General features: G+C 73.6%; 22 protein-coding genes and 1 riboswitch. Of the genes, 10 read left to right on the top strand and 12 right to left on the bottom strand.

Going from position 1 to position 21781, the window contains the following annotated elements:
* Positions 1-7: 7 nt before the first annotated feature.
* The 3 genes from ACEY2A_RS11435 to ACEY2A_RS11425 all read left to right on the top strand — a co-directional run bounded on the left by ACEY2A_RS11435 (position 8) and on the right by ACEY2A_RS11425 (position 3546).
* Positions 8-226: a hypothetical protein gene (locus ACEY2A_RS11435; protein WP_374928705.1), complete on the top strand. Its 219-nt coding sequence runs from the start codon at positions 8-10 to the stop codon at positions 224-226.
* A gap of 34 nt (positions 227-260) precedes the next feature.
* Positions 261-2798 (top strand): excinuclease ABC subunit A, encoded by a 2538-nt coding sequence (locus tag ACEY2A_RS11430; RefSeq protein ID WP_374928704.1) that lies wholly within the window; start codon positions 261-263, stop codon positions 2796-2798.
* Between the two features lie 61 nt (positions 2799-2859).
* Entirely contained in the window at positions 2860-3546 is a 687-nt protein-coding gene (locus tag ACEY2A_RS11425) for a lytic transglycosylase domain-containing protein (protein ID WP_374928703.1), read from the top strand.
* 6 nt (positions 3547-3552) lie between these two features.
* On the opposite strand, the gene ACEY2A_RS11420 is transcribed toward ACEY2A_RS11425, so the two are convergent.
* The 8 genes from ACEY2A_RS11420 to ACEY2A_RS11385 form a co-directional block, all read right to left on the bottom strand.
* A complete protein-coding gene (locus ACEY2A_RS11420; RefSeq protein WP_374928702.1) occupies positions 3553-4233 on the bottom strand; it encodes a hemolysin III family protein in 681 nt (226 codons plus the stop codon).
* Between the two features lie 5 nt (positions 4234-4238).
* The gene (locus ACEY2A_RS11415) at positions 4239-4964 is read right to left on the bottom strand and encodes an alpha/beta fold hydrolase (RefSeq protein WP_374928701.1); all 726 of its coding nucleotides are present in this window, start codon (positions 4962-4964) and stop codon (positions 4239-4241) included.
* Between the two features lie 27 nt (positions 4965-4991).
* Positions 4992-5618 carry a hypothetical protein gene (locus ACEY2A_RS11410; protein WP_374928700.1) on the bottom strand — a complete coding sequence of 209 codons (627 nt, stop codon included), beginning with the start codon at positions 5616-5618 and terminating at the stop codon, positions 4992-4994.
* A complete protein-coding gene (locus ACEY2A_RS11405) occupies positions 5615-6214 on the bottom strand; it encodes a hypothetical protein (RefSeq protein WP_374928699.1) in 600 nt (199 codons plus the stop codon). Before ACEY2A_RS11405 ends, ACEY2A_RS11410 begins: the two co-directional genes overlap by 4 nt.
* A gap of 16 nt (positions 6215-6230) precedes the next feature.
* Positions 6231-6908, bottom strand: coding sequence for a 5'-methylthioadenosine/adenosylhomocysteine nucleosidase (locus ACEY2A_RS11400; protein ID WP_374928698.1), 678 nt, complete (start codon positions 6906-6908; stop codon positions 6231-6233).
* 293 nt (positions 6909-7201) lie between these two features.
* The gene (gene metX / locus ACEY2A_RS11395; protein ID WP_374928697.1) at positions 7202-8299 is read right to left on the bottom strand and encodes a homoserine O-acetyltransferase; all 1098 of its coding nucleotides are present in this window, start codon (positions 8297-8299) and stop codon (positions 7202-7204) included.
* The gene (locus ACEY2A_RS11390) at positions 8296-9690 is read right to left on the bottom strand and encodes an O-acetylhomoserine aminocarboxypropyltransferase/cysteine synthase family protein (protein ID WP_374928696.1); all 1395 of its coding nucleotides are present in this window, start codon (positions 9688-9690) and stop codon (positions 8296-8298) included. Before ACEY2A_RS11390 ends, metX begins: the two co-directional genes overlap by 4 nt.
* 170 nt (positions 9691-9860) lie before the next feature.
* Positions 9861-9998, bottom strand: coding sequence for a hypothetical protein (locus tag ACEY2A_RS11385; RefSeq protein ID WP_374928695.1), 138 nt, complete (start codon positions 9996-9998; stop codon positions 9861-9863).
* A 12-nt stretch (positions 9999-10010) separates the two neighbouring features.
* Positions 10011-10110: riboswitch (SAM riboswitch) on the bottom strand.
* A 98-nt stretch (positions 10111-10208) separates the two neighbouring features.
* On the opposite strand from ACEY2A_RS11385, the gene ACEY2A_RS11380 reads away from it, so the two are divergent.
* Both ACEY2A_RS11380 and ACEY2A_RS11375 read left to right on the top strand, forming a co-directional pair.
* Positions 10209-11000: an aminotransferase class IV gene (locus tag ACEY2A_RS11380; protein ID WP_374928694.1), complete on the top strand. Its 792-nt coding sequence runs from the start codon at positions 10209-10211 to the stop codon at positions 10998-11000.
* Positions 10970-13078: a chorismate-binding protein gene (locus ACEY2A_RS11375; protein ID WP_374928693.1), complete on the top strand. Its 2109-nt coding sequence runs from the start codon at positions 10970-10972 to the stop codon at positions 13076-13078. Before ACEY2A_RS11380 ends, ACEY2A_RS11375 begins: the two co-directional genes overlap by 31 nt.
* Before the next feature lie 58 nt (positions 13079-13136).
* Here the strand turns inward: ACEY2A_RS11375 and ACEY2A_RS11370 are convergent, their stop codons facing one another.
* The gene (locus tag ACEY2A_RS11370; RefSeq protein WP_374928692.1) at positions 13137-14282 is read right to left on the bottom strand and encodes an alanine racemase; all 1146 of its coding nucleotides are present in this window, start codon (positions 14280-14282) and stop codon (positions 13137-13139) included.
* A gap of 3 nt (positions 14283-14285) precedes the next feature.
* Positions 14286-14873 (bottom strand): TIGR03086 family metal-binding protein, encoded by a 588-nt coding sequence (locus tag ACEY2A_RS11365; RefSeq protein ID WP_374928691.1) that lies wholly within the window; start codon positions 14871-14873, stop codon positions 14286-14288.
* A gap of 65 nt (positions 14874-14938) precedes the next feature.
* On the opposite strand from ACEY2A_RS11365, the gene ACEY2A_RS11360 reads away from it, so the two are divergent.
* The 5 genes from ACEY2A_RS11360 to ACEY2A_RS11340 all read left to right on the top strand — a co-directional run bounded on the left by ACEY2A_RS11360 (position 14939) and on the right by ACEY2A_RS11340 (position 19781).
* Positions 14939-15478 carry a YbhB/YbcL family Raf kinase inhibitor-like protein gene (locus ACEY2A_RS11360; RefSeq protein ID WP_374928690.1) on the top strand — a complete coding sequence of 180 codons (540 nt, stop codon included), beginning with the start codon at positions 14939-14941 and terminating at the stop codon, positions 15476-15478.
* 1 nt (position 15479) lies between these two features.
* Complete coding sequence (locus tag ACEY2A_RS11355; protein ID WP_374928689.1) at positions 15480-16007, top strand: hypothetical protein; 528 nt, start codon at positions 15480-15482, stop codon at positions 16005-16007.
* Positions 16008-16030: 23 nt separating this feature from the next.
* Entirely contained in the window at positions 16031-16504 is a 474-nt protein-coding gene (locus ACEY2A_RS11350; RefSeq protein WP_374928688.1) for a hotdog fold domain-containing protein, read from the top strand.
* 41 nt (positions 16505-16545) lie between these two features.
* Positions 16546-17733, top strand: coding sequence for an NYN domain-containing protein (locus ACEY2A_RS11345; protein ID WP_374928687.1), 1188 nt, complete (start codon positions 16546-16548; stop codon positions 17731-17733).
* A 593-nt stretch (positions 17734-18326) separates the two neighbouring features.
* Complete coding sequence (locus ACEY2A_RS11340) at positions 18327-19781, top strand: DUF222 domain-containing protein (RefSeq protein WP_374928686.1); 1455 nt, start codon at positions 18327-18329, stop codon at positions 19779-19781.
* 94 nt (positions 19782-19875) lie between these two features.
* Here ACEY2A_RS11340 and ACEY2A_RS11335 read toward each other — a convergent pair whose 3' ends face one another.
* A complete protein-coding gene (locus tag ACEY2A_RS11335; RefSeq protein WP_374928685.1) occupies positions 19876-20796 on the bottom strand; it encodes a siderophore-interacting protein in 921 nt (306 codons plus the stop codon).
* Positions 20797-20892: 96 nt separating this feature from the next.
* Positions 20893-21711, bottom strand: coding sequence for a CPBP family intramembrane glutamic endopeptidase (locus tag ACEY2A_RS11330; RefSeq protein ID WP_374928684.1), 819 nt, complete (start codon positions 21709-21711; stop codon positions 20893-20895).
* Between the last annotated feature and the right edge of the window lie 70 nt (positions 21712-21781).

Raw genomic sequence — 21781 nt, 5'->3', positions numbered from 1 at the left:
TCGTGCCATGGCCCCGCAGCAACCCGTGTCCCGCAAGCTGATCCTCTTCCAGATGCTCTGCGGGGCCATCGTCGCGGTGGTGGGGGTGACCAACCTGTTCTCGGACTCCTTCGAGGGCTGGTGGCGCCTGCTCGCGGTGGCCCAAGTCACCATCGGCGCGCTCTGGTTCGCCGCGTCCCTGCGCCAGCTGCTGCGGGCACGCTCCACTGGCGGCCCGCGCACCTGATCACGCCTGCGAGCCAGCCTGTGAGACTGGCCCGATGACGTCCGGCTCCCCCACCGCACCGGCCACCCCCGACCACCTCGCCGCCTCCGAGGCCATCACCGTCACCGGCGCCCGCCTGCACAACCTGCGCGAGGTCACCGTCACCATCCCCCGCAACCGGCTGGTGGCGGTCACCGGCGTCTCGGGCTCGGGCAAGTCCTCGCTCGCGTTCGGCACGATCCACGCCGAGGCTCAGCGCCGCTACTTCGAGACCGTCGCCCCCTTCGCCCGCCGCCTCATCCACGCCGCGGTCGACCCGCAGGTCCGCAGCATCACGGGCCTGCCGCCCGCCGTCGCGCTCGGCCAGCAGGCCACCACCAGCGGCACCTCCTCCCGCTCCACGGTGGGCACCGTCACCCACACCGGCAACACGCTGCGCATGCTCTTCTCCCGATGCGGTGACTACCCCGCCGGAGCCGCCCACCTGGACTCCGACGCCTTCAGCGTCAACACCGCCGTCGGCGCCTGCCCCCAGTGCTCCGGCCTGGGCGTGGTCCACGAGCCCACCGAGGCCTCGATGGTGCCCGACCCCAGCCTCTCGGTCGCCGAGGGCGCCATCGCCGCCTGGCCCGGTGCGTGGCAGGGCAAGAACTACCGCGACATCACCGCCACCCTGGGCTACGACATCACCTCCCCCTGGCGCGACCTGCCCGCCGCCGACCGCGAGTGGATCCTCTTCACCGACGAGCAGCCCGTGGTGCAGGTGGTGCCCGAGCGCGACCCCGAGCGCATCCAGCGCCCCTACTCCGGCACCTTCTCCTCGGCCCGCCGCTACCTGATGCGCACCCTGAGCGAGACCAAGTCCGCCACCCAACGCGCACGCGCCCTGCGCTTCGTGGAGACCACGCCCTGCCCCGCCTGCGCCGGCCACGGGCTGCGCGCCGACGCCCTGGCCGTCCGCTGGCTGGGGATGTCCCTGCCCGATGCGGTCGCGTTGCCGATGCGGGAGCTCGCACCCCTCGCACGGGGTCGCCTGGGGGGCCTCCCCGCCGAGGGCGGTGACGCCCGCCAGTCCGCCGAACGGCTGCTGCTGGGCGACCTGCTGGCCCGGCTGGACGTGCTGCTGGAACTGGGCCTGGGCCACCTCACCCTCTCGCGCCGCAGCACCACCGTCTCCCCCGGGGAGATGCAGCGACTGCGCTTGGCCACCCTGCTGCACACCGGCCTGTTCGGCGTGGTCTACGTGCTCGACGAGCCCTCCGCCGGTCTGCACCCCCGCGACACCGAGGCCCTGCTGCGCGTGCTGCGCCGCCTGGTCGATGCGGGCAACACCGTGCTGGTGGTGGAGCACGACATGGCCGTGGTGGCCGCCTGCGACTGGGTGGTCGACGTGGGGCCCGGCGCCGGTGAGGACGGTGGCCGCGTGCTGCACTCCGGCGCCGTGGAGGAACTGCCCGGCGTGGCCGAGTCCGTCACCGGCCGCTACCTGGACCGCCCCGTCCACGCCGAGGAGGTGCTGCCCGAAGGGGACGCCACTCCGCCGCGCCCCGGCACCGGTGCGCTCGCAGTCAGTGGCCTGCGGCGCCACACCGTGAAGGGCGTGGACCTCACCCTCCCGCTGGGCGCCGTGACGGTGGTGACCGGCATCTCCGGCTCCGGCAAGTCCTCCCTGCTGGACGCCCTGGCCGATGCGGTGGCCGCCCACGCCGAGGAGGTGGCCACCGAGGCCGCCGACGAGCGCGGCGCCGACGACGAGAACGATGCGGGTGACGCGGTACCCGGTGCACGTGGCGCGCACGACGGAGGGGGCACGCTCACCGCATCGGACGACGGCGGCACTGGCGTCGAGGTGACCGGCGGCAGCATCGCCCGGCTGGTGCGGATCACGCAGAAGCCCATCGGCCGCTCCCCGCGCTCCACGCTGGCCACGTACACCGGCGCGATGGACCGCATCCGCAGCCTGTTCGCCGCCACCGACGACGCGAAGGAGCGCGGCTACGGGGCGGGGCGGTTCAGCTTCAACACCACGCCCGGGCGGTGCCCCACCTGCGAGGGGCAGGGGTCGGTCCAGGTGGAGCTGCTGTTCATGCCCGGCACGTACTCCACCTGCCCGGAGTGCCACGGTGCGCGCTACGACGCCGAGACGCTGCAGGTGCGCTGGGAGGGGCACCGCATCGACGAGGTGCTGGCCTGGACCGTCGCGCAGGCGCGCGAGGAGTTCGCGGCGCACCCGCAGCTGGCGCGGACCTTCGGCGCGCTGGAGGAGCTGGGGCTGGGCTACCTGACCCTCGGGCACCCGGCCACGGACCTCTCTGGCGGCGAGGCGCAGCGCATCAAGCTGGCCACCGAGCTGCGCGTGCAGCGCCGGACGCCGACGCTGTACCTGTTCGACGAGCCCACCACCGGCCTGCACCCCGCCGACGTGCACCGGCTGCTGCGGCAGCTCCACGGGCTGGCCGATGCGGGGCACACCGTGGTGCTGGCCGAGCACGACGCGGTGGCCATGGCGACCGCCGACCACCTGGTGGAGCTGGGCCCGGGCGCCGGCTCCGAGGGCGGCCAGGTGGTGGCCACCGGGCCGCGCCGGGTCTGAGGTGAGGGGTGGAGCCGCCGTCGGTGGATAAACTCGGCCGACCCCTCACCCCAGGAGCACCATGGCCCGGCGCCGCAGCACCCCCCGCAGGAGCACCGCTCCGCGCCGCCGTGCGAGCACCCGGGGAGGGAAGCTCGATCCCCGCGCGTGGATCGCGATCGCGCTGGTCGCGGCGCTCGTGATCGCCTACGGCGCGTTCACGTTGAACCCCGCCAACGAGCGGGTGGACGACATCCCCGAGCCGATGCTGCAGGCCTACCAGGACGCCGCCCAGGGCGCCGAGGACTTCGAGCACTCCTGCCACCACCTGGACTGGCGGGTGATCGCCGCCATCGGGCGGGTGGAGTCCAAGCACGCTGACGGGGGCGAGGTCACCGACGCCGGCGTGGCCGACCCGCCCATCTACGGCCCGCGCCTGGACGGCACCGGCGCCGGCGGGAACACCACCGGCCACGGCGACACCGACGGCGGCCGGTTGGACGGCGACGCCGAGTACGACCGGGCGGTGGGGCCCATGCAGTTCATCCCCGCCACCTGGGAGATCCACGGCAAGGACGGCGACGGCGACGGCGAGGCGGACCCGCAGAACATCCACGATGCGGCCCTCTCCGCGGCCAGCCTGCTGTGCGCCAACCAGGAGATCGACCTCTCCGACGAGGACACCCTGAAGCGCGCCATCAAGCGGTACAACAACTCCGACGCGTACGTGGAGAAGGTGCTCACCTGGGCGGAGCGCTACGGGCGCTGAGCGGCCTCAGGCGGGGATGACGTACGCGGCCACCATCACCCAGTGCAGGGCCGCGGCGAGGGCCACCAGCAGGTGCCAGATCTCATGGAATCCCAGCACGCCGGGCCACGGGTTGGGGCGCTCGAGGATGAAGATCACGAACCCGGCCGAGTACACCAGCCCACCCGCGGCCAGCAGCGCGATCATGCCGGGGCTGAAAGTGACCCCACCGGCCAGCAGCGCCACCGGCATCCACCCCAGCACGATGTAGAGGGTGTTGGTGATCTCCTTGGGCAGGTCGCGACGGACCGACCGCGCCACGATGCCGCCGATCGCGATGGCCCACACCGTGCCCAGCACCGCCCAGCCGAACGCCGTGCGCACGTCCACCAGCACCAGCGGCGTCACGGTGCCCGCGATGAGGCCGAACACCGCCGTGTAGTCGAGCGTGCGCAGCAGCGCGTCGCGGCGCTCCCCCAGGGTCAGCCCGTGGTGCAGCGTGCTGCAGGCGAACAGGATGACCAACGAGGCGCTGTAGATGCTCGCGCCGATGATGCGCCAGGGGTCACCGGTGGTGGCGGCCTGGGTGATGAGCACGGCGCCGCCCAGCAGGGCGAAGCACGTGGCCACCAGGTGGGACAGCGTGTTGATCCGCTCGTCGGTGACGTGGACGCTGCCGTCCTTGCTGCGGGCGGGGAGCTCGGTCACCCGGTTCACGCGGTGAACGCGGTCACCGCATCGGCGAAGGCCTCCGGCGCCTCGATGCTGGCGCGCCGCCCCGCGCCGGGGATGGTCTCGATGTGGGCGTCGGGCACCAGCTCGGCCACCTGCTTGGCCATCACGTTCCCGGCCCGGTCGTTGGCACCCACCAGCACGAGCGTGGGCTGCTGCACGGCCTGCAGGGTCTCGGTGAGATCGATGCCGGCCAGGGAGTCCAGGGCGGCCAGCGTCTTCTGCCGGTCGATCCCCTGGGACACGAGGTTGTTGCGGGGCTGCGCCTGGAGGGCGAGCTTCTGCATGCGTACCGCCATCTTGGGCATCTGCACGAAGACGCCGGACAGCACCAGTCGGCGCACCTTGTCGGTGTGCTCGGCCGCCAGCGTCGCGGCGACCATGCCGCCGATGTCCTGCCCCACCGCATCGAACTGGCGCCAGGTCATGACGTCGGAGTTGAAGAGCACCGCCGAGGCGCACTGCTGCAGGTCGAACCCACCCTTCTGCGTGGGCTTGAGCCCGTCCACCCACGGCGCGGCCATGGGGCGGCCCGCCCCGATGCGGCTCACCACGTCCTGCCAGTCGATGGGGTTGGACCCCAGACCGTGGATCAGCGCCAGCGGGGTGGGCTGCTCGGGCTCCTCCTGCGGCGCGGGCTCGGGCGCGGGCTCGCCCTCCTGGTTGAGCAGGCGGTCGAAGTCGTCGTCAGTGGGAGAGGTGCTCACGGGTCCACCGTAGTCCGCCCCCTGCGCTCAGGGACGCTCGCCCGGGTCCTCCAGCGGCAGGTCGGCGGCGGCCCGTTCGGGGTCGAAGGTGACCACCAGCCACACCAGCAGGACCGGCACGGCACCCAGGGAGGCGGGAACCACCCACTCGGGTGGGGCACCGTTCCGTGAACCCAGCACCACCCCCAGCACCGGCGCGGCCACCAGCGCGCCGCACCACAGGGTGAGCACCGCACACACCTCCCACATGAGCCGCTCGGCCCGCGCGAGGCGACGCGGGGTGCGCACCCAGAACTCCTTGTGGGGCACGTTGACCCACGGCAGCGCGCGCTCGCTGAAGAGCAGGCGCGACAGCCACGGCAGGGGCAGCAGCAGCATGCCCAGGAAAAGCAGCAGCCCCGCCGCCTCGAGGCGCCCCATCTGCTCGAGCCGGCCGTCGTCCCAGATCGTGAAGGACTCCGGGCCGCTCACCACGGCGACCAGGCCCACCACCCAGGCCGATGCGGTGACTCCCCACGCCGCCCACGCCCACCACCGCCGGGGCTCGCGGTGAGCGCGGGCCGCCGGCACCACCTGCCGGGCACGTTCCCGCAGGGCCGCGAGCTCCTCGGCCGGGGAGGGCCAGCGGGAGGAGGGACCGCTGCCGGTGGTCACGGCAGCTCCATCAGGTCGGGGGCCGTGCGCCGCGGGGAGAACTGGAGGAACCACACCAGCACCAGCAGCGGCACCAGGAGCAGGGCCAGCCCCCACAGCATCAGCAGGAGGGGGCCCGGGCCGTCACCGGTGATGCCGTGCCAGACCAGGGGGCCGATGAGGGGTGCCGCCAGCACCAGGGCAACCCAGGCCGAGCACAGCGTCAGGAACTCGAACAGCAACCGCTGGGCGCGCACGATCCGCAGGGTGCTGCTCCTCCAGAAGCCGCGTTGCGGGAGGGGGAACAGCCACCGCCACCACCGGCTGAACAGCAGCTGGGCCAGACCCGGCAGCGGGAGCGAGAGGAAGCCCATCACCGCCAGCAGGGACACGGCGGTGCGCGACTCCAGGTGCTGCATGCGTCCCTCGAACCAGAAGGGCATCCCCTCGGTACTCAGCGCGGTCGCCACGACAGCCGCCAGCCAGGCGGCGGCCAGCAGCACCCAGAGCAGGAGCGCCCACCAGCGAGGCCGCTCCCACCCGCCGTTCTGGGTGCTGCGCAGGGGCGTGCCGTCCGGGCGGAGCTGCGGCTCGGAACGCCTGCGCACCCAGCTCACAGCGCCCCCGTCCCGGTCACGCGCCACCCCGCACGAGCTCGCGCGCCAGCGCCACACCCCGGTGGGCGGCCATGTCCAGGAAGGCCGGGAAGTCGGTGACCGCCCCGGCGTCCGCACTGTCGCTGATGCTGCGGACCACCGCCCAGGGCACACCCATGCGGGCACAGGCCTGGGCCATGGCGGCGCCCTCCATCTCCGCCGCGAGCGCCCCGAACTGCTCGACGATGCGCCCCCGCTGCACCACCGAGGCGATGAACTGGTCGCCGGAGGCGATGCGGCCGGTGTGCACCGCGGCCCCGTCGACCACCTGCCCGGCCGCGCGCTCGCACGCGGCCCGCAGCCCCGCATCGGCCACCCACGTGGCGGGCTCGCCGAGCAGCTCACCGGGTGCCCGGCCCAGTGCGGTGACGTCCACGTCGTGCTGCACCACGTCATCGGCCACCACCACGTCGCCGATGCCAACCTCGGGCGCGAGTCCTCCCGCCACCCCCGTGAACACGATGCGGTCAACCCCCACCGTGCGCAGCGCGGCCGCACCCAGGGCGGCGTTCACCTTGCCCACGCCGCACCGCAGCACGGCCACGTCCGCCCCCTCCAGGCGCCCGGTGACCACCTCCTGCCCCAGCACGGTCTCCGCGGAGGCCTCCCCCAGCGCCCCGCGGAGCTGGACGACCTCGGCCTCGATGGCTCCCATGAGTCCCAGTACGCCCGACATGGCCGGCAGCATCGCACAAGCGACCCGGGGGCCTGCGGCGGCCGTCGCGCCGGGAGCCCATCTCGCGGCAGGCCCTGTGGCCCTGCCGCCCCCTCCTGCAGGGCCTCCCGGCGCCCCCGACTCCGTCGGGCCCGCCACCAGAGACACTGCCGGACCGGGCTCTCACACCACTCGCAACGGGCTCACGCCCAGCGCACAGGCTGGGCGTGAGCCCTCACAAGGTGGTCTCAGACCCACGCCTGCGCAGGGGTCGAGCGGGCGCCAGCGCCCGGTCAGGCCAGGACCGAGCGCAGGACCTCGGCGGTCTGGTCGGCCTCCAGCAGGAAGCCGTCATGGCCGTGGGCGGAGTCGATGACGGCGTAGCGGCCACCGGCCCCCTCGGCGAGGGCGCGGACCTCCGCAGGGGTGGCGAACCGGTCGGTGGAGACGGCCACGGCGGTCACCCTGGCCGGCAGGGCGGCCAGGGCGCGGGCCACGCCGCCTCGGCCGCGGCCGAGGTCGTGGGAGGCCATGGCGCCGATGAGGCGGAGGTAGGACCCCGCATCGAAGCGCTCGACGAACGCGCGCCCGTGGTGCTCCAGCCACCCGGCCAGCCCCTCCGGGTCGTCCCCGAAGCGGTGCTCCAGGCCCTCGGCGCTGCGGTAGGTGAGCACCGCCAGCTGCCTTGCCAGGGCCAGGCCGGACACCGGCCCGGTGGTACCGGCGTACCGACCGCCGCACCACGCGGGGTCGCCGCTGACGGCGCTGCGCTGCAGCTCCAGCCACGCCCGCAGGTCCGCGGAGGCGACCGCCGGGGCCGCCACGACCACCGCGTGGTCCACTGGCACAGCGCGCTGCGCGGCCCACTCCAGGGCGCGCATGCCACCCGCCGAGGCGCCGATGACGTGGGCCACCCGGGTGACGCCCAGCGCCTGCAGGGCACGCACCTCGGCCGCCACCTGGTCGCGCACGGTGACCTCGGGGAAGCCCGGTCCGAGGGGGGCATCCGCCGGGCCACTCGTGCCGCTGCAGCCACCCAGCACGTCCGGGGCGATCACGTGGAAGCGCTCTGTGTCGACCGGGGCCCGGGGGCCGAGCACCGTGGGCCACCAGCCCTCGGGGGCGTGGGCGGGTCCTCCCGGACCGGCCACGTGGGAGTCGCCGGTCAGGGCGTGGAGCAGCAGCACCACGTTGGAGCCGTCTGCCCGCGCGGCCGCACCCCATCGGCGCACACTGACGTGCAGGTCCGGGACCACGCCCCCGCCCTCGCCGGTGAACCGGCCCAGGCGCAGCACGTCGTGGCGGGGAGCCGGGCACGTGGTCTGGGCCGGGGAGACCGGGGGCGTGACCACCGTCCCCGCCCGGGCCGTCCGGTCGAGCACCGCGGTCACCGGGCCACCCCCGCGCTGGCCAGGCCGCGCTCCAGGTCGGCCAGCAGGTCGGCGGCGTCCTCGATGCCGACGCTGAGGCGCACCAGCCCGGGCGTCACCCCCGCAGCCAGGCGCTCCGCCTCGGACAGCTGGGCATGCGTGGTGCTGGCCGGGTGGATGACCAGCGAGCGCACGTCGCCGATGTTGGCCACGTGGCTGAACAGCTCCAGCGCCGAGACGAACGCCCGCCCGGCCTCCTCGCCGCCGGCGAGCTCGAAGGAGAGCACGGACCCCGGGCCGGTGGGCAGGTAGCGCTGTGCGAGCTCGTGGCAGGGGTGGCTGACCAGGCCGGCCCACTGCACCCTCGTGACCTCGGGGCGGGCGTCCAGCCAGCGGGCCACCTCGTGGGCGTTGGCCACGTGCTTCTCCATGCGCAGGGTGAGCGTCTCCAACCCCTGGGCGATCAGCCAGGCGTTGAACGGCGAGGGGGCCGAGCCCAGGTCGCGCAGCAGGCACACCCGGGCCCGCAGGATGTAGGACAGGTTCACCCCGAAGGCGCCGTCGGCACCCAGGTCGCGGGCGAACACCAGGCCGTTGTAGGAGGCGTCGGGCTCGGTGAAGTTGGGGTAGCGGTCACCGTGGGCGCCGTAGTCGAAGGTGCCGCCGTCCACGATGGCGCCGGCGATGGCGGTGCCGTGGCCGCCCAGGAACTTGGTGGCCGAGTACACCACCACGTCCGCACCGTGCTCGAGCGGGCGCAGCAGGGCCGGCGTGGCCACCGTGTTGTCCACGATGAGGGGGACGCCCGCCTCGTGCGCCGCGTCGGCCACTGCCCGCACGTCCAGCACCAGACCGGAGGGGTTGGCGATGGTCTCGGCGAAGTACGCCTTGGTGTTCGCCTGCGTGGCCTGCCGCCAGGCCGCGGGGTCGTTGGGCTCCTGCACGAAGGTGGTGTGGATGCCCAGCTTCTCCAACGTCACGGCCAGCAGGTTCTGCGTGCCCCCGTAGATGTGCGCGGAGGCCACCACGTGGTCGCCGGCACGGCAGAGGTTCAGCAACGAGAAGGTGGTGGCCGACTGTCCGGAGGACAGCAGCAGGGCACCGACTCCTCCGTCCAGCGCGGCCAGGCGGTCCTCCACGGCCTGGGTGGTGGGGTTGTTCAGCCGCGTGTAGATGGGGCCCAGCTCGGCCAGGGCGAAGCGGTTGGCCGCCTGGTCGGCATCGGCGAAGACGTAGCTGGTGGTCTGGTGCAGGGGCAGGGCGCGGGAACCAGCGTCCGAATCCGGCACCTGGCCGGCGTGGATGGAACGGGTGGCCAGGCCCCAGGCCGCAGGATCAGCGGACGGGGAGGTCACCGCATCGGCGGTGGTCTGGGCGGTCTGGGTGGTCTCGGGCTGGGTGGGGTGCGTCATGGTCTTCTCCTGGTGCGGGGATGCGCCGCGGTGCCCCTCGCGCCGGCACCTCGGGGCGTCGCGGCGCGTCCGGGTGCGGGGAGGGTGCGGCGGGCCGACCACGCCTCGATGGGGGTGGCGGCAGGGAAAGGGGGTCGTCGGGCCTCAGCGGGCTCGGCGCAGGGGGCGGCTCAGGCGGCGCCCTGCGCCCAGCGCATTCGCTGCACGGCCAGGGAGAGGACACCGGGACCACGGTGGCCCGGCACGCAGGTCACGCCGCCGGCAGGCGGCGTGACGGGGAGGGCGTGATCGGTGCGGATGTCGTGCATCTGCGGATCTCCTTCGCATCGATCGTGGCGTTGGCACCCGTGCTCGGACCGGGGGTCCGCAGGGTTGCCGCGACGTCAGGGAGCCACGTCTCTCGGTCGCTCTGGATGAGGTGGGCGTCAACATAGGGCACTCCAGCGGCCGGGGCAAGGGGGGGCCTGCGGAGCCACGATGCGTCCGCGGGCCCCGGGATGGCGCACAATGGCGATGCGATGAGAACGGGACACGAGATGGATCTGGCAGACCAGGCGGACGACCTGACGTGGGCCGCCGGCGGGACCTCCGTGGTTCCGGGCGTGCCGACCGAGCAGGTGGTGGTCACCTCCTGGCGGCACACGGACGGCCACTGGCCGGGGCGGGCACGCCACCTGGCCCGCACCGTCGAGGGGTGCGAGCGCCTCTGGCCGGAGTGGCTCGACTGGCAGGAGCGCGTGGAGCGGGCCACCGAGGTCCTGCCGGCGGAGATCAGCGACGGCGACTGGTTCCCACGGCTTGAGGCGCGGACCGACGGCATCGTGGTGCTGGTGCGCCCGGCCCCGCCGCGTCGTCCCACCACGCGGCTGTGGACCTCCCCGGGGCCCGACGTCCGCGAGCACCCCACCGTGAAGGGGCCTGACCTGCACCACCTCTCGCGGCTGCGGAGCCGCGCGCGGGGTGCGGGCGCGGACGACGCCGTGCTGTGTTCCGCGGACGGCACCGTGCAGGAGGCCGCCCACGGCACCCTGGTGTGGTGGTCCGGCGAGCGCCTCGCCTCACCGCCCACCGCGGGGCGTCTGGCCTCGGTGACCGAGATGCGGGTGCGGGACCTGGCCGCCCGCCGCGGTGTGGAGTGGGTGGCCGAGGAGGTCGAGCCCGCCGAGCTGGCCGGGCGCGAGCTGTGGCTGGTGAGTGCGCTGCACGGCATCAGCGGGGTGACCTCCTGGCAGGACGGCCCCACCGAGCTGGCCCTGGCCGCGCCCACCAGGGCACAGGAGTGGCACGACGCCCTGGCCTCGATGCCGTGACCCCGGCCGGCGCGTCGGCGCGCCCCGTGCGGGCGTTGCTGGTGGACAACCACGACTCCTACACGCACGTGCTGGCGCACCTGGTGGCGCAGGGGCTGGGGGCGGAGCCGGTGGTGCTGGCGCACGACGACGAGCGCATCCGCACCGCGGTGCACGAGGTGGACGCGCTGGTGATCTCCCCGGGGCCGGGCCACCCGGGGCGGGCCGAGGACGTGCGGCTGGCCGCCTGGGCGCTGGAGGAGTCGGGGCTACCGACGCTGGGGGTCTGCCTGGGGCACCAGCTGATGGCCCAGGCCACCGGGGGCACCGTGGGGCCGGCGCCCACCCCGGAGCACGGCCGTGTTGACCGGCTGGTCCGCAGCGGGGGGCACGGAGGTGTGGTGGCCGGGTTGCCCGACTCCTCACCCATCGTGCGCTACCACTCGCTGGCCGTCACCGAGCTGCCGGCGGGGTGGGTGGTGGACGCCCGCTCCCCGGACGGTGTGGTGCAGGCCATGCACCACACGGAGCTGCCGTGGTGGGGCGTGCAGTTCCACCCCGAGTCGGTGGGAACCGGGACGGGACTGGCCGTGCTCGAGGCGTTCGCGCAGGAGGTGCGTGCGCTGCGTGGCGAACGGGCGCCCGCGGCCCCGTGGACCCTGGTGGCCCGGGAGCTGCCCGGCCTGGCGGCACTGCTGCCGGCCGCGGACCTGCAGGCCCACCTGGCGGGTGACGCCGAGCCTGGGTGGTGGTTGGACTCCGCGCGGCCGGGCGTGGCCGAGGCACGGTTCTCGTTCGTCGGGCTGCCCGGTGGGCCCCACGCCCACGTGGTGGCCCCCGGTCCCGACGAGGACCCCTTCACCGCGCTGGCCGATGCGGTGACGGGCCGCCGCACCACCCCTCGCCCGGACCTGCCCTTCGACCTGCAGGGCGGGTACGTGGGGTGGTTCGGGTACGAGGCCCGGCGGTGGCTCGACCCCCGCACCGAGGGACCGGCCCCCCGCGAGGGGGTGCCCACCGCACCCACCCCCGATGCGGTGTGGCTCTCCGCCGACCGGTATCTCGTGCTGGACCACGTGACGGAGGCACTGTGGGTGGTGGCGCACTGCCCGGCGGACGGCTCCGGACACGAGGCGGACCGGGCGGACTGCCCGGCGGACCCGGTGGGCGAGGCCGAGCGGTGGGTCGCGGACCTGGCCGCGGACCTCATCGGGCTGGCCGAGCGCGGCGGGCCACCCCACGCTCCTGTGTCCACCCGGCCCCTGCTGGGCGACCCGGAACGCGCCCTGGTGGTGGACGCCCCCACGTACACGGCCCGGGTGGAGCGGGCCCGGGCGTGGCTGCGTGCCGGGGAGTCCTACGAGCTGTGCCTCACCACGCGCGCCGAGGGGGAGCTCGAGGGCCCGGTGGGCGCGGCCTACCGACGGCAGCGCAGCCTCAACCCTGCGCCCTATGCGGCCCTGCTGCGCCACGACGGGGTCACGGTGCTGAGCTCCAGCCCGGAACGCTTCCTGCGCGTGCGCCACGACGGCTCGGTGGAGACCCGCCCCATCAAGGGCACGGCCACCCGCGCCGACGACCCGGTGGCCGACGCGGCCGCCGCCGAGGCGCTGCAGCGGGACCCCAAGACCCGCGCCGAGAACCTCATGATCGTGGACCTGTTGCGCAACGACCTGGCGCGCGTCTGCCAGGTGGGCAGCATCGAGGTGCCCCAGCTGATGGCCGTGGAGAGCCACCCGACCGTGCACCAGCTGGTCACCACTGTGCGCGGCCAGCTGCGCGAGGGGCTGGGTGTGGTGGATCTGCTGCGAGCCACCTTCCCCGGGGGCTCCATGACCGGCGCCCCCAAGCTGCGCTCCATGGACCTGCTGGCCTCGCTCGAGGACGGCCCACGCGGAATCTACTCCGGCACGCTGGGATACCTCTCGGCCACGGGCGCCGCCGACCTGGCGATCGTCATCCGCACCGCCGTGGTGGCCACCCGGCCCGATGGGGTGAGCCGCCTGACCGTCGGGGGCGGCGGCGCCATCGTGCTCGCCTCCGACCCACGGGCGGAGTACGAGGAGATGCTGGCCAAGGTGCGCTCGGCCACGCGCTGAGGGGCGCCCATCCCGCGGGCTGCCATGGGGTGCCGGCGTGGACTGCTGTCCGCGCCGCTCAGGCGTTGAGGCCCCGTGCCGCCACGGGCCAGGCCTCCACCAGCTCGCCGCCGGACTCCACCCACAGCTCGTCGGTCAGGTTCACGGCGTTGCAGGCATGGTTGGGCACCACCCGCACCTCGGCACCGAGCGCTGGGAGCTCCTGGCCCTCCGGCAGCACCGCCACGGCATGGTGCTCCGAGAGCAGCTCGATGCGGGCCTCCGGGTGGTCCAGCAGGCGGCCGAAACCGGTGGCCCAGGCGGCGCGGTCGGCACCCAGGGCCTTGCTCCCCGCATCGAGGACGAGACGTCCCCCGGCATGGCTGACCACGGTGGCGTGGATCGTCAGGGCGATCTCCTGCGGCGAGCAGGTGCCGAGCTCCCACTGCTGGGCGTCCCCCACGACGTAGACGCCCGGGCGCACCTCGTCGAAGCCGCTGACCTCGTGCTCCACCGTGGGGGTGGAGCCGCCGCTCACGAGGGGGTCGAGCACGCCTGCCTCGTGCACGGTACGGGCGGCGGCGGCCAGGTCGCGTGCCTCCTGGGCGGCGACCTCCTCCCGCCCGGTCGGCGTGTAGCTGTGGCCCGGGAAGGCGAAGACCCCGCGCACCACGAAGCCGGCCTCCAGGCCGGCTCGCGCCACCCTGCCGGCGTCCTGCGGGAGGCACCCGCTGCGGTGGTGTCCGCAGTCGACCTCCACCATCAGCTCCGGCAGGGCCCCGGGGGTCTCCGGGCCGGACGCACCGGGTGCCCCGGGCGCGTCCGGGTCGAGCGGGCGCCCGGCCGAGACGCCCAGCATGGCGGCGAGGTGCTGCACCGCCTCCACGGAGTCCACCCCGACGGCCAGCCGGACCCGACCCGCCAGGCGCGCGGCGCGCGCCCCGCGGTCGGCGTCCCACCACACGGGGTAGGCGATCAGCAGGTCGGTGCACCCCGCATCGGCGAAGACCTCCGCCTCACCCAGCGTGGCGACGGTCAGACCACCGGCGCCCGCCTCCAGCTGGAGGGCTGCGATCTGCGGACACTTGTGCGTCTTCGCGTGCGGCCGGAGGGTCTGGCCGCGGTCCGCGGCGAGCCGGGCCATGCGGTCGATGTTCGCCTGCAGGCGGTCCCGATCGACGACCGCGAAGGGGGTGGCAGGGCGGGAGGTGGGGAGCACGGACACCGGTCAGCGCCCCAGCAGTGCGACGAGCTGGTCCATCGGGTGGTCCGACCGGGGGCGCGTCGGGGGTCCGAAGAGGCCGGCCGCCCGCCCCTCGGCGACGCGCGGCTTCTCGTAGCCGAAGGCGACGCCCACCGCATCGGTGATGACCGGGACCGACACCCCACCGCCCTGGGCCACGTCCCAGGCGTGCACCACCAGGTCCACGAGCATCTGGTGGGCGTACTCACCCGCCGTGTGCTCGCCGCCGGAGAAGGCGACGGGCTGCTCGGGGTCCTCGACCTGTGCCCACGCCTGCAGGGAACCCAGCATGGCCATCTGCCAGGCGCGGCGGGCCTCGGCGGGAGAGCCGCCCAGCACGTTGCCCTCGTAGCGCTGGCCGACCTCCTCCAGCGACTCCCCGCGCAGCAGGTGGGGCACCCAGAGGTGCTCCGCGACCACGTGGTTCACCACCTCCCGCACCGACCACTCGGCACACGGGGTGGGGCGCCCCCAGGCCCCGTCGTCGAGGCGCTCGAGCACCACGCCGAAGGCGCGGGCGGACTCCGGCAGCAGGTCGATCGCCTGGCGGGACGTGGCGGGTGAAGCAGTCATGACCCGAACCGTAGTGGGCGCGGCGCCGGGGTGACGGACAGCCTGTGGACCAATACGGTGGGGACATGGACCTGAAGCGACCGCAAGCCCCTGAGCCCTACGGCCTCCTTCCCGACACCGCATCGTTCGAGGTCACCAGCACGGACGTGCGCGAGGGCGAGCCGATGGACGCCCGCCACGCCGCCGACGGCGACGAGACCTCGCCCCACCTGGCGTGGTCCGGCGCCCCCGAGGGCACGAAGTCCTTCGCCGTGAGCTGCTTCGACCCCGACGCGCCCACCCCCGCCGGCTTCTGGCACTGGACCGTGCTGAACCTGCCGGCCGACACCACCGAGCTGGCGGCCGACGCGGGCGCCGAGGGTGGGCACAACCTGCCCGAGGGCGCGTTCATGGTCAGCGCCGACACGGGCGCCAAGGCCTGGGCCGGCATGGCCCCGCCCCCCGGCGACGGCCCGCACCGCTACATCTTCGCCGTGCACGCCCTGGACACCGACGACTTGGGGCTGGACCAGTCCGCCACCCCCACCGTGGCGGCGTTCACGATGCTGTTCCAGACCCTCGGCCGGGGAACCCTCACCGGGACCTACCAGGTCCAGGAGGACTGACGTGGCCAACAGCGTGCTGAAGAGCGCCACCCGCACCTCGGCGTTCCCCGTCACCACCACCCTGGGGCTGGCGGGCCTGGCAGCGGCCAGCACGGCGCTGCCGGACTGGGTGCCGGACTGGCGCAAGCGCTGGCCGCTGCAGGCCGCCATCATCGGGGCCGCCGCGGCCGTCTTCGCGCTGCGCCCCGAGGAGGTCGCCCCCGGCACGCGGGCACCCGAGGCGACGCTCACCGCATCGGGCACCGGGGGCGAGCCGACCACCGCGGCGCCCACGGACGACGAGCACGACCGACCGAGCCCGGTGCAGGGTCTCGACCAGCCGGACATCCCGTGGAGCAAGGTGCTGCTGCCCGGGGTGGTGCTGCTGGCCGCCGGCGCCGCCGGCGGACTCTGGCTGGAGCGGCAGGCCATCGGGTTCATCGCGCGGCGTGGGGTGACGCGGCCCCGGACCGTGCTGGCGGCGCTGAGCCTCCCGCTGACCTGGTGGTCGCTGCGGCAGGACCTCACCGTGGCCGACGAGCGCGACTGAGAAGGCGAGCTGGTCCTTCCGCCGTGGACACCTTCACCATCTACCGCCGCCTGCACCACACCCGTCCGGGCCGGGCCCTGTTCTCCCGGGTCTACGGCTGGCGGGTGCCGTACTTCCGACCCCTCCGCATGCGGATCGGCCACATGGGGCCGCACCGCGCCGAACTGGTGCTGCCCAAGCGGCGGGCACTGGAGAACCACCTGGGCACCGTGCACGCCATCGCGGTGTGCAACGGGCTCGAGGCGGCGATGGGGCTGCTCGCCGAGGCGACCACTCCCCCATCGCACCGGTGGATCCCCGTGGGGATGGAGGTGGAGTACCTCGCGAAGTCGACCACCGACCTGCAGTGCGTGGCCATCACCACGCCCGAGGAGTGGCCCCGTGGGGCCGAGGAGACGCTCGACGTGCCGGTCGGGGTGGCCGCGACACGGGAGGACGGCACCGTGGTGGTGGCAGGGACCATCACCATCCGGGTCAGCCCCCGTCCCCCTCGCTGACGGCTGGTGTCGGCCCGCCAGGGGACGAGTAGGGTCACAGTGTGGAAGAAGACCGGATCGCACTGTTCGTGGACTACGAGAACCTCGCGCTGGGCGCGCGGGACCACTTGGGGGGCATGACCTTCGACCTCAAGCCCATCGCCGACGCCCTGGCCGAGCGCGGGCGGGTGGTCGTGCGGCGGGCGTACGCGGACTGGTCGTACTTCGACGAGGACCGGCGGATGCTGACGCGCAGCCACGTGGAGCTCATCGAGATGCCGCAGCGCATGGGGGCCTCGCGCAAGAACGCCGCCGACATCAAGATGGTGGTGGACGCCATCGAGATGGCCTTCGAGCGTGACTACATCACCACCTTCGCCATCTGCACCGGTGACTCGGACTTCACCCCGCTGGTGCACAAGCTGCGGGAGCTGAACAAGAACGTGATCGGGGTGGGGGTGCGGAACTCGACCTCCGCCATGCTGCCGCCCAGCTGCGACGAGTTCCTCTTCTACGACTCGCTCGACGGGGTCGACCCGCACACGCCCAAGGAGAAGGCCGCCGAGGGCAAGTCCGGGCGGGGCAAGAAGGGCGGCGCGTCCAGCCAGGGTGGGTCGGGCGCGGCGGGGGGCGACACCGCATCGACCCCGGCGCCGAAGGAGGACAGCCAGGCCGATGGGGGGAAGTCCGGCAAGTCCTCCCGCGGCGGATCGACGTCGGCGCCGCAGACGACGCCCGAGGGTGAGGAGGTGGCCACCGCCAACCAGAGCACCGGCGCGCTGGCGCCACTCGTGGCACAGACCGTGGCGGGGCTGCAGCGCACCGCAAGCGGGCCGGTCACCGCATCGGCCCTGAAGCGCACCCTGCTGCGGAAGGACCCGACGTTCTCCGAGGCGGACTTCGGCTTCCGCGCGTTCGGGGAGCTGCTGAAGCACCTGGACGACCGCGGGGTCATCACGCTCTCGGACGGGCCGTCGTCCGGCGACCCGATGGTGGAGCTGCCGGGGGAGGCGGACCGCGAGGTGGCCTTCGACCTGTTGCGGCGGGTGCTCGACGAGGAGGACCCCGAGGGTGACGGTGTGCCGCTGTCCGGGCTGAAGGACCGGCTGCGGCACCACGAGGCGGAGTTCAGCGAGAAGGCGCTGGGGTACTCGAGCTTCCTGCAGTTTTGCAAGGCCGCGGACACCGAGGACGTGGCCGAGCTGTGGTGGGACGACGACCACGACGGGTACCTGGTCGCGGCGTTGTGAGGGGTGGGCGCGCCGACAGGCGTGCCCTTGGGGGCGCCTGGGTGCGCTTGGGTGCGCCTCTGGGGGCGATGAGGGGGTCGGCGCGGGTGCGTCGGCCCCCTTTCGCGTGTCGCGGGTGGGGTGGGTGGGGTGGTTGGGCGCGCGGGGGTTGTGGGGGTTGTGGGGGGTTGTCCACAGGTGGGGTGGTCGTGGCGGCGGGACCCTCTGCTCGTCCACATGTTCTAGTTCGGGGTTGCGTGTGTCGGTTGTGTGTACTATGGTGGGGGTGTTGGCAGGAGGCGGGGATCCTCCAGCCGAACCGAACGAGCAAGGGGGTGGTTCCAGTGGCAGCCCAACCCACAACGAGTGGTGGACTGGCCACGGGCGCCCCTGGAGTGCGCGTGACACCAGGCGCTGGTGACACTGGTAGTGCTGGGGGTGTGGTGTCGGGGGCGGGGTTGCGGGTCGCGCGGGCACTGGAGAGTCTGCACGCGGGGCTGGATGAGCTGCTCGCCTCGATCGCCGAGCTCTCTGCGCCGGCAGACACTCCCGCAGCCGCTCCCAACGGTGGAGATGGCGGCGGTGGTGGCGGTGGTGGTGGGGCCGGTGTGTCGATGGACCTGGTCCGTGCCCTGGATGAGGAGACCTTCCGGGCCCGCAACCGGTTGGACTCCGCCCGCCTGCGGTTGGGGGCGGTCGCCCGCACCGAACGCGAAGCCGGCCGCGGCCGCCACCTGGACGAGGCACAGTTCTTCGCCTCCGGAGGCCGCATGGACGGACCCTCCGCGGCGAAGGATGCCGACCTGGCCGAAGGCCTGGGCAACGCCACCCCCGCACCACCAGCTACCAGCCCTGATGCTCCAGCTCCACCCCGGAACTGTGACCGTTCTCCGGTGGGGGTGGCGTTGGATCAGGGGTGGATGTCCAAGGAGCACGCCCTGGTCATCCACCACGCGTTGGCGAAGGCCCCGGACTGGGTCACTGCCCAGCAGCGCCACACGATCGAGGTCCACCTGGTCGACCGGGCCCGCACCCTGCGCCCGCAGTCGCTGCGCCGTGCGGCGCGTCGTCTCCTGGAAGCCCTGCCGGTCCCGGTGGACGTGGTTGATGAGCACGAGAACGCCCTGATCACCGCCGAGGAGGACCACGCCTACGCGAACGCGTCCTTCACCGTCCACCACACCGGCCACGGCATCTCCTACGGCAAGTTCGCCCTGCCCACCCTCCAGGCCAAGGCCCTGGAGAAGAACCTGGCCTCCCTGTCCTCACCCACCCGCCGCAAGAACCAGCACCACACCAGTGCCGGGGGCGCCTCCGACACCGGCAGCGGCGCCTGCACGACCAGCACGACCGGTACTGCGGGCGTGGACTTCGAGGCTGGTGAGGTGGCCAAGGACTGGGCCACCCTGAAGGGGCAGGCGCTGGTCGAGCTGATCGACCACCTGCCCACCGACCGGCTGGGAACCAGGACCTCGTACACGGTGATCGTGTCCACCGACCTGGACACCCTGCGCGGTGAGACCAACCGGGCGGGCAAGACCGACACCGGCCAGAAGCTCTCCGCCGGACAGGTCCGCCGCCTGGCAGCCCAGTCCGGCATCATCCCGACCGTCATGGGAGGAGAGTCCCTCCCGTTGGACCTGGGAACACAAAGGCGGTTCTTCACCGAGACCCAACGCATGGCCCTGGCCCACCTCTACAGCGAGTGCGCTGTCGAGGACTGCGACCGACCCTTCGCCTGGTGCCAACTCCACCACGCCACCCCCTGGGCATCGACCCGCGGAACACCCCCCGGATGGGCACACCCCGAACCACCACCCGACGGACACACCGAACACCCCGGCGGACAAGCCGAGCACTGCGGCGACCACGGATCACCGGATGACACCGGCCCCCTGGGGCAAACCGCAGCGACATCCCCGGCATCCCCGGGTACCCGTGGGCGGACCGATCTGTCCAACGCGATCCCGGTCTGCGGACGGCACAACCGGATCATCGAGCTCCCCGGCGTCACCCACCACATCACCCGCGACCCCGCCGGCGCCGCCATCATCCACATCCACGACTGACAGGACCACCATGCCCAGCCACCCCACGGTCCGAGCCCGCCCGGGCGAGCTCGGACTGTGGGACGCCTCTGCCCCGGCTGCCGCACGCGGCGAATCAGACCTGGCTGACGCCCTGCTTCCAGTAGCCCATGAAGGCAACCTGCCGCTTGTCCCAACCGCACTCGCGCACGAGGTGACGGCGCAGTGCCTTGACGGCGCTCGACTCGGCAGCGAACCAGGCGTAGGTCAACGCGGAGTCGGTGACCTGGGTGACCTCCCACGGCACCGCCTCGGGGTCGTCCGTGACATCCGGCTGCTCACCGCCCGCACCGGCGACGGCCCCGACGCCTCCGGGCTGGACGGTCAGCCGCTCCGGCAGCTCACGGGCCAGCCGCTCCCCCGGCGTCTGCCCCTCATCGCGGGGCAGCCACACGACCTCGACCCCAGCCGGGGCCTCCACCTCGCGCACGTCCCCCTGCTCGGGGACCTCCAGGAACGCCTGTCCGGTGGCACCGGCGTCGAGCACCCGAAGGATGTTGATGATCGCGGGCACCGCCGTCTCGTCGCCTGCCAGCAGGAAGCGCTCAGCGGCACCCGGGGTCCAGTCCACGCCGACCGACTCGTTGCCGGGCACGGTCGCATCCGGACCCCACACCATCACAGAGTCACCGGGCTGCACGTGCAGCGCCCAGGCCGAGCCCGGGCCCGCCTCACCGTGGACGGCGATGTCGATGTCCAGCTCCCCCGCGTCGCGCCGCACCGCTGCCGGTGTGTAGGTGCGGAAGACGTTGCGTTGGGCCTCGGGGAGCTCCCGCCACTCCAGGTACCAGGTGTCACCCGTCGGGAAGGTGGCGAACGGGTCAGCCCCCGCACCAGCGCCCGCCAAGGGGAAGACGACCTTGATGCGCTGGTCCAGGCAGGTGTCCCCGAAGTCGCGCAGGCCCTCGTCGGCCAGTGTCACGCGCACGAAGCTGGGCGAGATGCGCTGCACCGCGCTCACGGTGGCCCGGAAGTCCCTGTAGTTCGGCTTCGACATGCACGCAGGGTACGTGAGGTGAGGCAACCCTCACGACGTGGTGCCCGACCTTCCTCGGCGCGGGCACACTGCCTGCGCCGGTGCAGGGCGTGGTGCTCAGATCCAGTCCACGCGCGGGGCCACGGTCGAGTACCCGATGAAGGCGACCAGGTCGATCACCACGTGCGCCACCACGAGAGGCATGACCCGGCCGGTCCGGAGGTACCAGGCACCGAACACGAGCCCCATCACCACGTTGCCCAGGCCCGCACCGAAGCCCTGGTACAGGTGGTAGACACCGCGCAGGAGGGCCGCCAGGCCCACGGCCATCCACGGCGAGAGTCCGAGCTGGCGAGATCGAGTGACGAGGTAGCCGACCACCACGACCTCCTCCAGCACGCCGTTCTTGAGCGCCGCAAGCACCAGCAGCCCCAGCGCCCACCAGGGGCTCCCCTCGCCCGCCGGAGCGACGGTGGCGTTGAACCCCCAGTGCGTCGCGGCCAGGTAGAGCGCGAGACCGGGCAGTCCGATGAGGGCCGCCAGCGCGAGTCCGCCCGCCAGGTCGAATCCGGGGCGGGTGCCGTCGAAGCCGATCATCCGGGCACCCCTGCGGATCGGTGCGTCCTCGTCGCCGGGGCCAGCGGCGGATCGTGCGCCGGGACCAGCGTCGGTCCCGTGGCCGGGACGCAGCGCACCGAGCAGGAACAGGGCCAGCACCGCCGGCACCACCGCGAGGCCCAGGCCCACCACCTCGTACAGCACCGACAGCCAGGGACGCGTGGGATCGGCCGGGAGGTTCATGTACGTGGTCGCAGCGCCCAGGCCACCTGGTCGGGAGAGCAGGTCCACGAGCTGCAGCACCGACCACAGGGCCGAGGCACCCAACGAGAGGCCGAGCACCAGAAGCACCTCAGTGCGCAGGGTCCGCCGGTCCATGGGGCGAGCGTACGCAGGAGATCCGTCACACCGGACCGCAGTCGTCAGGAAGCCCCCTCTGCCCCTGAGA

The organism is Kytococcus sedentarius, from assembly GCF_041937525.1.
Classification (GTDB): Bacteria; Actinomycetota; Actinomycetes; order Actinomycetales; family Dermatophilaceae; genus Kytococcus; species Kytococcus sedentarius_A.
The sequence above is the reverse complement of the archived record's forward strand: the minus strand, read 5'-3'. Positions and strand labels throughout refer to the sequence as shown.

Bases quoted from the DNA above. Each gene is read 5' to 3' on its own strand.
- ACEY2A_RS11330 (WP_374928684.1), bottom strand. From the start codon at position 21,711: ATGGACCGGCGGACCCTGCGCACTGAGGTGCTTCTGGTGCTCGGCCTC.
- ACEY2A_RS11365 (WP_374928691.1), bottom strand. From the start codon at position 14,873: ATGACTGCTTCACCCGCCACGTCCCGCCAGGCGATCGACCTGCTGCCG.
- ACEY2A_RS11390 (WP_374928696.1), bottom strand. From the start codon at position 9,690: ATGACGCACCCCACCCAGCCCGAGACCACCCAGACCGCCCAGACCACC.
- ACEY2A_RS11430 (WP_374928704.1), top strand. From the start codon at position 261: ATGACGTCCGGCTCCCCCACCGCACCGGCCACCCCCGACCACCTCGCC.
- ACEY2A_RS11400 (WP_374928698.1), bottom strand. From the start codon at position 6,908: ATGGGAGCCATCGAGGCCGAGGTCGTCCAGCTCCGCGGGGCGCTGGGG.
- ACEY2A_RS11360 (WP_374928690.1), top strand. From the start codon at position 14,939: ATGGACCTGAAGCGACCGCAAGCCCCTGAGCCCTACGGCCTCCTTCCC.
- ACEY2A_RS11385 (WP_374928695.1), bottom strand. From the start codon at position 9,998: ATGCACGACATCCGCACCGATCACGCCCTCCCCGTCACGCCGCCTGCC.
- ACEY2A_RS11425 (WP_374928703.1), top strand. From the start codon at position 2,860: ATGGCCCGGCGCCGCAGCACCCCCCGCAGGAGCACCGCTCCGCGCCGC.
- ACEY2A_RS11435 (WP_374928705.1), top strand. From the start codon at position 8: ATGGCCCCGCAGCAACCCGTGTCCCGCAAGCTGATCCTCTTCCAGATG.
- ACEY2A_RS11380 (WP_374928694.1), top strand. From the start codon at position 10,209: ATGAGAACGGGACACGAGATGGATCTGGCAGACCAGGCGGACGACCTG.
- ACEY2A_RS11340 (WP_374928686.1), top strand. From the start codon at position 18,327: ATGGACCTGGTCCGTGCCCTGGATGAGGAGACCTTCCGGGCCCGCAAC.
- ACEY2A_RS11335 (WP_374928685.1), bottom strand. From the start codon at position 20,796: ATGTCGAAGCCGAACTACAGGGACTTCCGGGCCACCGTGAGCGCGGTG.